12 protein-coding genes are annotated in these 14719 nt (G+C 38.3%); all 12 read left to right on the forward strand.

Annotated elements, in window-relative coordinates; translation table 11 throughout:
• Window positions 1-51 precede the first annotated feature (51 nt).
• Window positions 52-1296: a M20 family metallo-hydrolase gene (locus CVS91_RS05300; protein WP_107830809.1), complete on the forward strand. Its 1245-nt coding sequence runs from the start codon at window positions 52-54 to the stop codon at window positions 1294-1296.
• A 2-nt stretch (window positions 1297-1298) separates the two neighbouring features.
• The gene (locus tag CVS91_RS05305; RefSeq protein WP_087583470.1) at window positions 1299-2618 is read left to right on the forward strand and encodes an amidohydrolase; all 1320 of its coding nucleotides are present in this window, start codon (window positions 1299-1301) and stop codon (window positions 2616-2618) included.
• A complete protein-coding gene (pepE, locus tag CVS91_RS05310) occupies window positions 2615-3313 on the forward strand; it encodes a dipeptidase PepE (protein WP_107830811.1) in 699 nt (232 codons plus the stop codon). The genes CVS91_RS05305 and pepE overlap by 4 nt, the downstream gene beginning before the upstream one ends.
• A gap of 14 nt (window positions 3314-3327) precedes the next feature.
• Window positions 3328-4638: a C4-dicarboxylate transporter DcuC gene (gene dcuC / locus CVS91_RS05315; protein ID WP_107830813.1), complete on the forward strand. Its 1311-nt coding sequence runs from the start codon at window positions 3328-3330 to the stop codon at window positions 4636-4638.
• Window positions 4639-4648: 10 nt separating this feature from the next.
• Window positions 4649-5872, forward strand: a complete 1224-nt coding sequence (gene pepT, locus CVS91_RS05320; protein WP_107830815.1) for a peptidase T — start codon at window positions 4649-4651, stop codon at window positions 5870-5872.
• A gap of 59 nt (window positions 5873-5931) precedes the next feature.
• Window positions 5932-6921, forward strand: a complete 990-nt coding sequence (locus CVS91_RS05325) for an argininosuccinate synthase domain-containing protein (protein WP_107830817.1) — start codon at window positions 5932-5934, stop codon at window positions 6919-6921.
• Window positions 6922-7112: 191 nt separating this feature from the next.
• Entirely contained in the window at window positions 7113-8687 is a 1575-nt protein-coding gene (locus tag CVS91_RS05330; protein ID WP_107830819.1) for a retention module-containing protein, read from the forward strand.
• A 708-nt stretch (window positions 8688-9395) separates the two neighbouring features.
• Complete coding sequence (locus tag CVS91_RS05335) at window positions 9396-10160, forward strand: DUF996 domain-containing protein (RefSeq protein ID WP_107830821.1); 765 nt, start codon at window positions 9396-9398, stop codon at window positions 10158-10160.
• A gap of 270 nt (window positions 10161-10430) precedes the next feature.
• Window positions 10431-10682, forward strand: a complete 252-nt coding sequence (locus tag CVS91_RS05340) for a type II toxin-antitoxin system Phd/YefM family antitoxin (RefSeq protein ID WP_103568906.1) — start codon at window positions 10431-10433, stop codon at window positions 10680-10682.
• Complete coding sequence (locus tag CVS91_RS05345; RefSeq protein ID WP_234409674.1) at window positions 10672-10833, forward strand: type II toxin-antitoxin system RelE family toxin; 162 nt, start codon at window positions 10672-10674, stop codon at window positions 10831-10833. The genes CVS91_RS05340 and CVS91_RS05345 overlap by 11 nt, the downstream gene beginning before the upstream one ends.
• A gap of 326 nt (window positions 10834-11159) precedes the next feature.
• Window positions 11160-13301, forward strand: a complete 2142-nt coding sequence (locus tag CVS91_RS05350; RefSeq protein ID WP_107830823.1) for a tyrosine-type recombinase/integrase — start codon at window positions 11160-11162, stop codon at window positions 13299-13301.
• A gap of 136 nt (window positions 13302-13437) precedes the next feature.
• Entirely contained in the window at window positions 13438-14637 is a 1200-nt protein-coding gene (locus CVS91_RS05355; RefSeq protein WP_107830825.1) for an ATP-binding protein, read from the forward strand.
• Window positions 14638-14719: the final 82 nt, after the last annotated feature.

Here is a 14719-nt window from a genome sequence, read left to right on the forward strand (position 1 = left end):
CTTAAAGTAATAAATCTTTTTAAGATTGGCTTTATATTTTAAGGATTTATGATGATAGACGCTAAAAGATTTGAGAGAAATTTTAACGCTATAAGCGAGTTTGGAGCGCTAAAAGGTGGTGGGCTGACAAGGCTAGCCTTTAGCAAAGAGGACCTTGAAGCAAGAAAATTTCTTATAAATTTGATAGAAAAAAATGGCTTTAAACTTAAAATTGACAATGTCGGCAACATCTACGCCATCTATGATGATGGCTGCGAGGTGGGAGCAAAGCCAGTTTGCGTGGGCTCTCACATAGATAGCGTGCCAAATGGCGGCTTTTATGACGGCACACTTGGCGTCATGGCTGGCCTTGAAGCGCTAAGCTCTATAAAAGAGGCTGGCATCAAGCTAAAGCGCCCACTTTGGCTCATAAATTTTAGCTGTGAGGAGTCAAGCCGCTTTAAGACAGCGACTATCGGCAGCAAGATAATAAGCGGCAAACTAAGCCAGCAAAGACTTCATGAGCTAAAAGATGAAGATGGCATATCGCTTTTTGAGGCGATGAGTGCGACTGGGTTTAAACCACAAAATTTAGATGAAGCCATCCTAAAAGAAAACTCCCTACACGCCTATCTTGAGCTTCACATCGAGCAAGGCCCAGTGCTTGAGCGAAGCGGCATAAGCGTCGGCGTGGTAAGCGGGATCGCAGCGCCAATTAGATTTGAGATCACAATACAGGGCAAGGCTGATCATAGCGGCGCAACTCCTATGAATATGCGTAGTGACGCTCTGCTTGCCGCTTCACACATCATAATCGCAGCCAATAAATTTGCCAAAAATAAAAAAACAGCTGTCGCAACCGTTGGCTACGCGCATGCAAAACCAGGCGTTTTAAACGTCGTGCCAGGCGAGGCTAGGCTAGGCGTTGATCTAAGAGATATCGATAAGGCTAGCTTAGAGGAGCTAAATTTAGAGCTTAGAAATTTTGTGGATGAGCTAAGCCATGAGCTTAAATTTAGCTACGAGATAAGAGAGCTAAGTAGCGACGAGCCAGTAAAACTAAGCGAACACGCCATAAATTTACTTGAAGATGAAGCCAAAAAGCTTGGCATAAAAACGCTTACTTTGCCAAGTGGGGCTGGGCATGATGCGATGAATTTAACAAAGCTTGCAAGTGCAAGTAGCGTTGGCATGCTCTTTATCCCTTGCGTGGATGGTATCAGCCACAACGTCAAAGAGGCGATAAATTTCAAAGACGCAGTAGCCGCAACTAAAATTTTAACAAACGCACTAATAAGACTTTCAAACGAGGAGTAGTCATGGACAAAATAGCAAAATTAGCACTATCTTTAAAAGAGGATATGATCAAAGATCGCAGATACTTTCACTCGCACCCAGAAACTGGCTGGTTTACATTTTTTACGACCGCAGTTTTGGCAAAAAGGCTTAGCGAGCTAGGATATGAAGTGAAGCTTGGCGAAGAGGTCGTAAAGAGCGATGCAAGGCTTGGAGTTGGCAGCAAAGAGCAGTGCCAAAAGGCGATCGAGCGGGCAAAAAGTCTTTTAAATCCTGACGAGGCAAAATACCTTGAATGCATGAAAGATGGCCTAACTGGGCTGACAGCCTTCATCGACACAAAAAGGCCTGGTAAATTTAGTGCATTTAGATTTGACATTGATAGCGTTGATGTGACAGAGAGCGCAGAGGCTGCTCATAGACCTTGCAAAGAGGGCTTTGGCTCAGATATCGCTGGTATCACGCACGCTTGTGGGCACGATGGACACATGGCGATGGGTCTAGCGCTTGCAAAGCTGATCGCTAAAAATTTAGACGAGTTTAACGGTAAATTTAAATTTATATTTCAAACAGCAGAAGAGGGCACAAGGGGCGCCGTGGCTATGGAGGCTGCTGGCGTGCTTGAGGGCATCGAGTATCTACTTGGCGGACACATCGGCTTTCAAGCAGAAACAAATGGGGGCATAGTTTGTGGCACAAACAAACTGCTTGCAACTTCTAAATTTGACGTGCATATCACTGGTCGCTCAGCCCACGCAGCAGGAGCGCCGCAGGAGGGAGCAAATGCCCTTTTAGCCGCAGCTCAAATGGCTCTAAATATGCATGGCATCACAAGGCACGCAAAGGGTGTGACTAGGATAAATGTAGGCGTTTTAAGAGCAGGCGAGGGCAGAAACGTCATCGCACCAAACGGCTATCTAGCCTGCGAAACAAGGGGCGAAGATACAAATTTAAATGAGTTTATGTATAAAAAATGCATGGATATCGTAAAAGGTGTGAGTGAAATTTATGGCGTCGAGAGCAAGGTCGTGATGACTGGGGGCACAAGCGGGGCAAATAGCGACAAAGAGGTGACTGAAATTTTCTATGAAGCGGCAAAAGAGAGCCCATTTATAGATGATGATAAGATCGTTAAAGAGCTTGACTTTGGCGCTTGCGAGGACTTCGCTCACTTTATGAGAGCTTTGCAAGATAGGGGCGCAAAGAGCGGCTATATGATGATCGGCACAAATTTAAAAGCAGGACATCACAACAGCAAATTTGACTTTGACGAGGAGTGTTTGGTCGCTGGGGTTGATATCTATCTAAGGGCTGCTTACAAACTAAATGGAGCTAAAAAATGAAAAATGCTTTACTAATCAGCGCTTCAAGCTACCAAGATACTGGCTACTTGAGACACTGCAAAAACTGGGTTAAGGACTTCTTGGGTGAGAGCGGCAAGGAGGAAATTTTATTTATCCCTTATGCTGGAGTTAGGCTAAGTAATGACGAATACGAGCAAAAGGTGATCGACCGCCTAAAAAATAAAAATATAAAGTCGATCCACCACTACGAGGATAAAATTTCAGCTATCAAAAACGCTAACAGTATCGCAGTTGGCGGAGGCAATACCTTCATGCTGCTTTACACGCTTTATAAGCTAAATTTAGTTGAACCCATAAAAGAAGCAGTGGCAAACGGCACAAAATACTTTGGCTGGTCAGCTGGTGCAAACATCGCTGGCAAGACGATGATGACGACAAATGATATGCCTATCATCATGCCAAAGTCATTTGATAGTCTAAATATCTTCCCTTATCAAATAAACCCACACTTTATAAGTGGTAAGCTAGCAGGCCATAACGGCGAGAGTAGAGAGGAGAGGCTAGAGGAGTTTTTGATAGCAAATCCAAACGATACCATCTACGCACTGCCTGAGGGCACGGCTCTAGTTATAAAAGGTAGCGAGGTTGAGGTCATCGGACACAGCGACATCTTAAAGCTTGAATATAAAAAAGAGATAGAAAAAATAGCAACTAAAAGCAAATTTAAAATCTAAACAAGGAGAGAGGTATGGAATCATTCAAACTCATTGCTGCCATTCTTGGCATCGTTGCAGTTGTAGCACTTCTTGTCTTAAAAAAAGAGACAAGAACGGTGCTAATAGGTGTTGGTCTGGTGCTTTGTTTAATCGCACTAAAACCTATGGGGGCATTAAGTGCTTTTACTGACTATATGACTAAAGCAGGGCTTATAAAAGCGATTTGTGCTAGTATGGGTTTTGCTTTCGTTATGAAATACACAATGTGCGATAAGCACCTTGTTGGGCTTCTTACAAAGCCACTTAAAAACGTAGGATTTATATTAATCCCTGCAACAACAGTGCTAACTTATTTTATAAATATCGCCATCCCTTCAGCTGCTGGCTGCTCTGCTGCTGTTGGTGCGACGCTTATACCGCTTCTAATGGCCTCTGGTGTTCGCCCTGCGATGGCTGGTGCGGCTGTTTTTGCGGGTACATTTGGCTCAGTTCTAAGCCCAGGCTCTGCGCACAACGTATACGTAGCCGATCTTGTTAAAAAGACAGTTGCAAACTACACTGTTCAAGATGTCATAAAAGTGCAAATTCCTAGTGCATTTACAGCTCTTATTATTGTAGTTATTACACTAACTATTGTTGCGATACTTTTTAAAGACTACCAAAAAAATACAAATTTTACTCTTGAAAATGGTGCTACAAACGAAGATAAATCAGTTTTCAAGGTAAATTTTATCTACGCTATTATGCCACTTGTCCCACTTGTCATCTTGGTTATTGGCGGAACAAGCCTTGCAAAAGACTATAGTTTTCTTGCGTGGACAAAGATGGGCGTTGCTGAAGCGATGATACTTGGTGCGATCATAGCTATCTTTGCTACGCTTACAAACCCACAAAAGATCACAAAAGAGTTCTTTAATGGCATGGGTCACGCTTACGCTGATGTTATTGGTATCATCATCGCAGCTGGCGTCTTTGTCGCTGGTCTAAAGGCGTGCGGAGCTGTTGATGTGGTCATCGCATGGCTAAAAACAGATCAAAGCTATGTTAAATTTGGTGGAACATTCGTACCATTTATCATGGGTATAGTTACGGGCTCAGGTGACGCTGCTACATTTGCATTTAACGAAGCTGTTACAACAAATGCCGCTGCACTTGGCTTTGAGCAAGATAAGCTTGGTATGGCTGCAGCCATCGCTGGCTCACTCGGACGTTCTGCTTCTCCAATAGCAGGTGCTGCTATCGTTTGTGCTGGTATCGCTATGGTTAGCCCAGTTGAGCTTGCAAAAAGGACATTTTTAGGTATGTTTATCTCTGTCGTGGCGATCGCATTTTTTGTCATCTAAAGGATGAAAAATGGATATCGTAGAGAGATTTCTAAACTATACGAAATTTAACACCACGACAAATAAAGAGAATGGATTAAAAGGCATTATGCCTTCTAATCCAACCGAGTACGAGCTGGCTCTTTTTATAAAAGATGAGCTTAGCTCGCTTGGTATCAAAGATATCATTCTGCAAGACAACGCTATCTTGATAGCAAAAATTCCTGCAAACTGCGAAAACGCACCAAGTATCGCCTTTTTTGCACACTTAGATACAAGTAGCGAGCAAAAAAACGACACAAAAGCTAAGATAGTAAAATACACAGGCGGCGACATCTGCTTAAACGAAGAGCAGGGCATTTATCTTAAATTTAGCGACAATCCAGAGCTTAAAAAGTACGAGGGCGACGACATAGTCGTGACTGATGGTACTAGTTTGCTTGGTGCCGATGATAAGGCTGCGATCGCTAGTATCGTAAATATGGCTAGCTTTTTCATGCAAAATCCTGATGTAAAGCACGGCAAGATCGTGATCTGCTTCGTGCCTGATGAGGAGCAGGGCTTGCTCGGTGCAAAAGCGCTTGATGTAAATTTGCTTGGAGCTGACTTTGGTTACTGCTTAGACTGCTGTGAGATAGGCGAGCTAATATATGAAAACTGGAACGCGGCTGACTGCACGATGGTATTTAAAGGCGTTTCGGCTCATCCAATGAACGCAAAGGGCAAGCTTGTAAATTCGCTGCTTTTAGCGCATAAATTTATCTCGCTTTTACCAGGCGGCGAAGTGCCAGAGTGCACTGAGGGCAAAGAGGGGTATTTCTGGGTAAAAGAGCTTAGTGGAAACAGCGCAAAAACGACGCTAAAGATCGACATAAGAGAATTTGACGAGCCAAAATTTCAAAAAAGGCTTGAGTTTTTAAACGACATGGCAAATTCTTTTAACAAAATTTATGGAGAGTGCTGTGAGATCACGCTAACAACACGCTATGAAAACGTCTTTAAGTTTTTAAAAGATGAAAATTCGCTCCCGATAAAACTTGCAAAAGATGCCTTTAGCGAGCTAAATATCACTCCAAACATAAAGCCTATGCGTGGCGGATATGACGGCGCTGCGATCTCTGCAAAGGGCGTGCCAACGCTAAATTTATTCACAGGGGCAAACAACTTTCATTCGGTCTACGAGTACCTGCCAGTTAGCAGCCTAAAAGCCGCAAGCGAAGTGATCAAAAAAATCATAATTAACGCTGCTAAATAAACTTCATAAAAGCCTAGATTTAGTAAATTTAGGCTTTAAATTTTACTTTCAGGATAAAAATGAAGGCTTTAGCTTTGTTTAGCGGAGGGCTTGATAGCATGCTCTCTATGAAAATAATAAGCGATCAAAACATCGAAGTGGTCGCACTTTATATGGATACTGGATTTGGCGTGGATGAGGAGAAGCATGAAGTTTTAAGGCGCCGTGCAGCCTTGGCTGGGGCTAGCCTAAAGGTGGTTGATATGAGAAACGAGTATCTTCGCGATGTGCTCTTTAACCCAAAATACGGCTACGGCAAGCAGTTTAACCCTTGCATCGACTGCCACGGATATATGTTTAAAACAGCTCTTAATATGCTAAAAAACGAAAATGCAAATTTTATAATCACAGGCGAAGTCGTAGGACAAAGGCCGATGAGCCAGCGCAGAGACGCACTCTTTCAGGTCAAGCGCCTAGCTGATGACGAGGATGATCTAGTGCTTCGTCCGATGTGTGCTAAGCTCTTGCCGCCAACTAAGCCAGAGCGCGAGGGCTGGGTCGATAGAGAGAAGCTACTTGACATAAGCGGGCGCGATAGAAAGCCGCAGCTTGCTTTGGCGAAGGAATTTGGCTTTGAGGACTTTGCAACGCCTGGAGGCGGGTGTTTGCTTACTATTGAGAGCTTTGCTGTAAAGATAAAAGACTACTTGAAATTTGATAAAGAGATGCGAGATATCGACGTTACGTGGCTAAAACTTGGTAGGCATCTGCGCCTGGTAGATGGTGCTAAAATGATAATAGGACGTGATGAGAGCGATAATAACGCACTTTTGGCTCACCCAAATGATAAATTTGAGCAGGTTAAATTTAAAGAGAGTGATGACATCGTGGGAGCTGTTAGCTTCATAAGCAAAAACGCTAGCAAAGCCGACAAAGAGCTTGCTGCAAGGCTCGCGCTAGCTTATACAAAAGCTAGCAAAGATGATGAATTTGAAGTTAGCATCGCTAATGAGAAATTTATTATTAGGCCTGAAGATAAAAAGCTAGCACAAGAGTTTTTTGTGAAGTAAATCCAATTTTGCAAAGGAATTTGATATAAATTTCTTTGCAATATCCAAAATTTTATAACTATTTCAAACCCTCACAAAATCTAAATTTACAAAATTCCCAGTCATAAATATGTCACAACTGTACCAAAGTACAATGGTTTGATTTTGATAAAATCGCTAAATTTAGGAAAAAATTTAAAAAAGGGAGACACATGTCAAAGGAAATAGGTGTAGTAAAAAATGTAACGCAAGGAAGCGTAAAAGCTGTAAGCCTAACAGGTGAAAGCAGAGAGTTAAAAGTAGGTGACATAGTATATCAAGGAGAAAAGATAGTCACTGAATCAACTGACGCAAAAGTAGTAATAGCAAAAGCAGACGGAAAAGAGATAAGCCTAATAGGTAAAGACTCAATAAATTTAGACCAAAGTGTTAGTGAAAATTCTCAAACAACAGCAGATATAACTTCACTTCAAAAAGCGATCTTAAGTGGTGAAGGCCTAGCTGGTTTAGAAGAAACTGCAGCTGGTGGAAACCAAGCAGGTGGAAACGCTGGAGGTGACGGCGTAAGTCTTGGTGCTGCTAGCTTTGCTCAGGGTGGGCACTACTCAAATATAAATGCGAATTTTAACAACCTCTCATCTCAAGCAAGCGCAAATTCCCCAGTTCAAACAGGTGTAGGTGGTGCAGTTACACTTGACAACCTTGCAGCTGCTATTGATGCGATATATCCAACCAGCAATGTTCCAACTCCAGCAATCACAACAATAATAGATGGCAAGTATGGTGGCAAATGGAATGCTGATGTAATAGGTGATCTATCAAATGACAATAGACCATTTATTAAAGGAACAGCAGAAGCTGGATCAATAGTTGAAATCTATGACAATGGCAATAAGATAGATGAAACAAGAGCCTATGATGATGGCACTTGGGAGTATGTAGTGCAAAATGACCTTCCTGATGGAAAGCACACTATCACAACTGTGGCTGTTGTAGATGGCGAGAGAAGCCTTAGCAGCACAGGAGCTGAGATTACCATTGATACAACTAAACCAACAGTAGAGTGGACAGATTTACCACATAACATTATAAGAAAAAATGTAATTTCTATGAGCGATAGTGATCCTGAGCCATCAATGAGTGGTAAGACTGAGCCAAATTCTGAAATAAATGTAAAAATAGGCAAAATAGAAGATAGTGGAACTCATACAGTTTTTGAAGGTAAGGTAAAAGCTGACGATAATGGTAACTTTACAGTAGATAAATCTACAATGGGTGATGGTTTTCCAGAGCACTTTGTGCCTGGTGAGTACTCTTTCACAACACAGGTATTTGATCCTGCTGGTAATGAAAGTTTTACAAATATACCTAAAAACTATACACCAAAAAACGGTGCATTCTCAATAGAGCGCATATATGATGATGAATTTAGTGATCTAACAGAAGTGCAAGGTGATTATAGTCCTGTTTATAGACCTGTTGATGGTGATAGAAAGCCAACATTTGAGGGCACAGCAGAAGCAAATGCTGAGATAACATTAGTTGTTAAACATCATGGCTTTGACTTTATGACTAATCAAAGAACTCCAGTTGATATACAGGAAGTTTTAACAACAAGAGCTGACGAGAATGGTAGATGGAGCGTAGAGGCAAAAGTTGATTATAAAGACTCTATGCAAGATTATCACACAGTGGAGGCAAAAGCTACTAATCCATCAGGTGATACACTTGATCTTACCCCAACTACATTTTTTATGCCAACAACCGCACCAGAAGATCACCTATAATCAATTATGCGAAGAGTTTTGCTCTTCGCTATTTCTTATTATTTAAAAAATTATTATTTGACACAAATTTAGATTTATACAAGTGGCGAAAAACCAGTAAAAGTAAGCTTAGATGAGCTATGAGTTAGAATTTCTACCAGGTGCTTTAAAAGAGTGGCAAAAGCTAGATAAAAAATTTAAAATATTTACTATTCAAATTTACAACTACGTCGCAAATCCAAAAATTTAAAAACTATTTCCTATTAAATTTTTATCATAAATAACATGATAGCTTTCTTTGCCTATTCAAGATACTTTATAGCTACTTTCTTTATCACAATTGTGATCAGTTAGCTCTAGTAGTATCTATATTGCTGTTTTATTTAGATATATGATGATAGTGTTATAGAGATGGTTGGGGAGAGGAAAGAATGAGAAAGAGTCAATGCCTAAAAACATAATCCACTTTTTAGCCTGAAACTCTTGCAATTAGATTAATTGCTTTTCAAAAATTTAATTAGAAATTTACCTATTATATAAGTTCTTTTGTCGCCAGTTATACTAAAAGGAGAAGCTAATGCTACAAAGTAGTCACTGCTTAAATATACATAATCCCTCTACACTATTTAGTTTCTATAAAATTATCTTTTATGCCTTATAAACTTAAGCCAACACTTTGTTTAACAAATTTATAATAAGTGTTTTTATCTTAATCTTAAAGGAACAAACATGAAAGGAACTGTATTAGCTCCTGGCATAATATTAAATGCTGATGATCAGCGTTTTACTTATCTACAAGAAGACGTAGCGTCTGTGGCAAAAGATGGAGCTGCCATAGTTTTAAAACAAGGCGATGAGGTTGATTTTATCGCGGATGGACAAACTGCAAAACAAATTTATCTCACAAAAGCAAAATCCATGAATCTAAATTTAGATAACATAAATTTTGATATTAAAAGCAATGATTTATCTACTATTAGAACGCTGGGATTAGCAGGTTCTGCATTGCCTATTTTGGGCATTATCCCATTCATTGGATTTATCTTTTTTATCGCTGGATTTTTATGTATGTTGTTTGCTATATTTAAGCTATCAGATAAAGTCGGTAGTCCTACACTAAAGAAAAACTATATCTTATATCTAGTTGTCGCAGTAGCATCGACTATCCTGATCTCAATCGGCGCGATAACTGGAGCATTAGGCTTTGCTGGTATGGGCTCTGGCTATGCAAATGCTGGTGGGACAGGTGCTATTTTTGGCGTCATTTTAGGCTTAGCGGGCGTTGTAGGTATGATTTATGCATTTTTCAAAGAATTTCAAGTCTATAACGAGCTTTCAAACATATCTGGCGATAAATTTTTCCTCTACTATTTTATAGGTTCGGTTGTTGGAACTATTACTTTATTTATAATCATTGGTTACATCTTGTTGATTGTAGCATTTGTTTTACAAATCATAGCATGGTATAGACTACAAGAGATCAAAACAGCTTAAATTTTAATCATAAATCGGAGAGGAATTTCTTGCTCCGATTTTCTTTCTTTATACAACACAAAACTTGTATTTAATTGCCTTATTATAGTAAGTTTGCAGTATAAAATTTTGCTAAACATTTACGCCAAAGCCATTAATGCAAACACACTAAAGAGTAAAGTAGAGATGGTATCGTATGAAAATGAATAGGGGTAAATTTCAAAGCATGAGATTTAAGACTATTCTTATATCTTATTTAGTATTATTTTAGGTATTAAATAAAGGATAAAAATGCAAACCATACAAGCAAATTTTACAGCTAGCATAAGCGAGCTAAAAAAATCTCCAGCTCAAATTTTAAAACAAGCTGGAGATAATGTTGTAGCTATACTAAACCACAATGTCCCTAGCGCCTATCTAGTACCCAGCTCTGTCTATGAAAAAATGGCAGAGATAATAGAAGAGTATCATCTAAGTAAAGCAGTAGATGTTGCTTTAGCAAGTGGTGAAAAACCAGTAAAAGTAAGCTTAGATGAGCTATGAGTTAGAATTTCTACCAAGCGCTTTAAAAGAGTGGCAAAAGCTTGACAATAGCATAAAAGTACAGTTTAAAAAGAAGCTAAGTGAGCGTCTAGAAAACCCAAAGGTTGCTAAAGATCAGCTGCGAGACTATGAAGATGTCTACTTGAGGTAAAATTTTATCTAATCAGCAAAAAATAAAAGCATTTATAGAAAGCATTTTGTAAAATAAAACAATCCTGAAAAAATGTACCGCTTTTTATAAAAACTGTACCATACTTTTAGGAAATCTTAAAGAAAGGGAAACTGCAAAAATGGCAGTTAAAGTATCGATAAGTAGGACATCTATGGTGTCAAGGGGGAGACTTGAACTCCCGACCTCCGGCTTATGAGGGTTTAAAAATAAACCTTGTGTAAGCACCAAAAAGACGGCACACAGCCAGTTTCACACTAGGTATCTGCTACATTTTGCTACAAAGTTATATTGCATAGGTAACAAAGATGCAATATTTAGTCAAGCGAAATGGCATATATTACTTTAGAGTAGCCATCCCACTATATCTGAGGCCTTATTTTGGTAATAAAACCGAATACATAACCTCCTTCCTAACAAAACGCTTTGATACAGCAAAAAATCGTGCTAAGATCTACTCTATAATTTTTAACGCGATCAAAAAGGCATGGAAGATGAATTTGAGCAGCGAACTTATAGAGCACTTGGTGCTTATGCTTTTAAAAGCCAAGGAGGCCAAAAGTATCAAAGAGCATGATATGCTTGGCAGATATATAAATTTAGATGGACTACTATCACTAAATTTGTTTTTAAAACAGAGTTTAAAAGAAGATAGCTTGCCCAGTGTAATATCAAAAGAGATTGATGATATCTGCAAAAAGCTATCTTGTACTGACTCTCACACCAAAAAGCTTCTTGGCAAAAGAGTGCTTGAAGCAACGATAGATAACATAAATCACATATCATATAAAATGTGCAAAAACCAAAAGCTACTAAATGATAAGCAACAGATATTTGTACCACTTGGTAAAAAGCACAAGAGTGCAAATTTAGATGATAATACTAAAGACGAGATAGCAAAAGGCGTTAAAGAGGCTAACATAGATAGCTATCAAGATGACATAGAGACTTTAAAAAAGCAGGATTTGGTGCTGCCTTTTACTAAAAAGTCCTTAAAGCACTCTGTTTGTGAGCTAAGAGATGCTATAAATGAGCTAGCAAAACAAAAGGGTGCACTCACACAAAACGATATCTTAAGAATATTTGGTTGTGAGTTATCGCCAGATGGAGACAATGAGCTAAGTGAAGATCTAAAATTTGGATATGGTAATTTGAATGATCCTACCTTTGGTGGTCAGGTGAAGCTATATAGGGCAGATAAATATGAAGATAAAGGCATAGTTTTAAATAACATTGAGGCTAAAGATCTTGCGATAGATGATACAAGTGATGCTAGTAACATGACTTTTAATGAAGCTATAAATTTCTTTCAAAAGCTCTTCTCAAATAGAGCTAAAAGCTTTATATCACAGCTAGACTCAACTACTAAAAATGAGAGTAAGGCTGGCATGGTCACGCTAAAGAGTGCTTTTGAAAACTATGTATCAAACAAAAGCATTTCAAACAACTGGAGTGATAGCACATTTGGTCTTGTTAGACATGTAGGACGGCTAATGTCTATGAAATTTGGCGATGAGCTAGATATCAAAAAAATAAAAAGAGATGACTTGCTAAATTTTAGGAATGTCTTACTACAACTACCAACCAAGCTCTCTCAAAATAGTCTCTATAAAGATAAGAGCCTAGATGAGGTCATAGCTTTAGCAAAGGATAGGCCAAAAATTTCTAAATCAACTATCAAGAAGTATATTGTTAGAGTTAGTGAGTTTTTTAAATACTGCTATGATAGCGACTATATAGATAAGAATCCAGCTACAGATCTACAAATAAATTTAAACCAAGATGACGTTACAAATAAAAACCCTTATGAAGATAGTGATGTAAATGCACTTTTGGATATTATTAGTAAGATTAGATCAAGTGGTGATACCAAAAGTCAAAGAATTAACAAAGATGAGCTATTTTTCGTTACTCATATAGCAGCTTACTCTGGTATGAGACTAAATGAGATAATACAGTTAAACACAGATGACATAGTCGAAAAATATAACATAGTATGCTTTAGTTTAAATACAAAAGTAGATGTAAAAACAGGTAAGAGCAAGACTTTAAAGACCAGAAACTCTGCAAGGATAGTTCCTATCCACTCTAAGCTAAGTAGCATTGGGCTATTTGAATTTATAGAGAATAAAAAGAAGCTAGCTAGGAAATGCAGCAAAGCAGTTAGGCTATTTAGCTGTGATAATAAAGACTTCTCTGAATATTTTAGAAAGAAGATCAATACTCAAGTTATAAAAGATAGTGATAAAACAAGGACATTTCACTCATTTAGACATACTTTCATAAACAAGCTCATCCAAAGTGGCCAGAGGGTTGAACATATAGCTGCTCTTGTAGGGCACGAACAACAATACAAGATCACCATGAACACTTATGGCGAGCCAGTAACTCCAAAAATTCTAAAGGATCTAGTTGAGGAGGTAAATTTTTATCAAGGAGGGGAAGAGTGAGTGCTTTTTATTGTAAATGTATATAGCCATTTACAATAAAGAAGCGTTTAGGCTTTTAAGATCAACCATATTTGTAGTCTATCACATATATTTTTATGATATAATTGTATTATATTACATAATTCAGGGATAAACTATGTTAGATCAACTTTTTTTAAAGAGCAATGACCTTATAAGATTAAACAACCATAAATTTAAAAGATATTTTATAGATTCTAAGGACTTATCTCATAGACTTATCGTTATCCTTGGGCAAAGAGGAATAGGCAAAACAACTACATTGGCTCAGCTAGCTAGTAAAAACAAAGACAGTCTTTACCTAAGTTTAGATGACATAGAGATATCAAATGATATAACCTCGATCATAAGAGAGTTTGTGCTAAATGGCGGAAAACATCTATATCTGGATGAAATTCATAAGAGTAAAGATATATCTGCAGTATTAAAATTTGCCTATGATAATTTTAAAGATCTAAACATAGTAGCCACAGGCTCATCTGCTCTTGAAGTATTAAAAAGCTCTCATGATCTAAGTAGAAGAGCGATCGTATATAAGATGAATGGAATGAGTTTTAAGGAGTATCTAGGGTTAAGGTATGGTATAAATTTAGAAGCGGTTGAGCTTACAAATTTACTTACAAATCATCAGGAGATAGCTGTTGATATCATTAACGCCTTAAAGCAAAAAGATCTAGCAGTTATTAAACTTTTTAGAGAGTATCTAAAAGTAGGTTACTACCCATACTATAATGATATGCCAAATGATACTGCCTTTTATCAGACTCTAAGGCAAAGCATAGAAGCTACGATAGATAGCGATCTTTTAAGTATATATCCAAATTTAAATGGCAATACGGCAAGAAAGCTAAAGATCTTAACTCATGCCATAAGCACAAACGTCCCATATCAACCAAACTACTCAAGCCTAAAATCGCTTGTTGATATAAGGGATGATAGGACGCTAAAAGAGTATCTTGCTATGCTTGATAGTGCTGGACTTATAAGGCTTTTAATGAAAAACGAGCTTGCTATAAAAAATATGGATAAGGCGGATAAAATTTACCTTGAAAATACAAATTTAATGTATATAAACAGCCCTGATATAGGAAATATTAGAGAGACATTCTTTGCCAATCAGCTTGGAAATATCACCGAAATTTACTCAGGCAAAAATGGTGACTTTATGGTTGGCAATAAATTTACCTTTGAAATAGGTGGAGCCAAAAAAGGTTTTGAGCAGATTAAGAATATGCCAAATTCTTTTATAGCAGCAGATGATATTGAAGTCGGGGTGAGAAATAAAATTCCACTTTGGCTGTTTGGGTTTTTATACTAGCACTACTTTGGCAATAAACTATTGCTAGCATAAAAAGCAATTGTGAAAAATCACCTTAACTCAAGACAAGTTAAGTAAATTT

This window comes from Campylobacter concisus, from assembly GCF_003048985.1.
In the GTDB taxonomy this organism is placed as follows: Bacteria; Campylobacterota; Campylobacteria; order Campylobacterales; family Campylobacteraceae; genus Campylobacter_A; species Campylobacter_A concisus_AY.

Coding starts and splice junctions, on each gene's coding strand:
- CVS91_RS05300 (WP_107830809.1), top strand. CDS start 52: ATGATAGACGCTAAAAGATTTGAGAGAAATTTTAACGCTATAAGCGAG.
- CVS91_RS05355 (WP_107830825.1), top strand. CDS start 13,438: ATGTTAGATCAACTTTTTTTAAAGAGCAATGACCTTATAAGATTAAAC.
- CVS91_RS05305 (WP_087583470.1), top strand. CDS start 1,299: ATGGACAAAATAGCAAAATTAGCACTATCTTTAAAAGAGGATATGATC.
- CVS91_RS05350 (WP_107830823.1), top strand. CDS start 11,160: ATGCAATATTTAGTCAAGCGAAATGGCATATATTACTTTAGAGTAGCC.
- pepE (WP_107830811.1), top strand. CDS start 2,615: ATGAAAAATGCTTTACTAATCAGCGCTTCAAGCTACCAAGATACTGGC.
- CVS91_RS05340 (WP_103568906.1), top strand. CDS start 10,431: ATGCAAACCATACAAGCAAATTTTACAGCTAGCATAAGCGAGCTAAAA.
- CVS91_RS05330 (WP_107830819.1), top strand. CDS start 7,113: ATGTCAAAGGAAATAGGTGTAGTAAAAAATGTAACGCAAGGAAGCGTA.
- dcuC (WP_107830813.1), top strand. CDS start 3,328: ATGGAATCATTCAAACTCATTGCTGCCATTCTTGGCATCGTTGCAGTT.
- CVS91_RS05325 (WP_107830817.1), top strand. CDS start 5,932: ATGAAGGCTTTAGCTTTGTTTAGCGGAGGGCTTGATAGCATGCTCTCT.
- CVS91_RS05345 (WP_234409674.1), top strand. CDS start 10,672: ATGAGCTATGAGTTAGAATTTCTACCAAGCGCTTTAAAAGAGTGGCAA.
- CVS91_RS05335 (WP_107830821.1), top strand. CDS start 9,396: ATGAAAGGAACTGTATTAGCTCCTGGCATAATATTAAATGCTGATGAT.
- pepT (WP_107830815.1), top strand. CDS start 4,649: ATGGATATCGTAGAGAGATTTCTAAACTATACGAAATTTAACACCACG.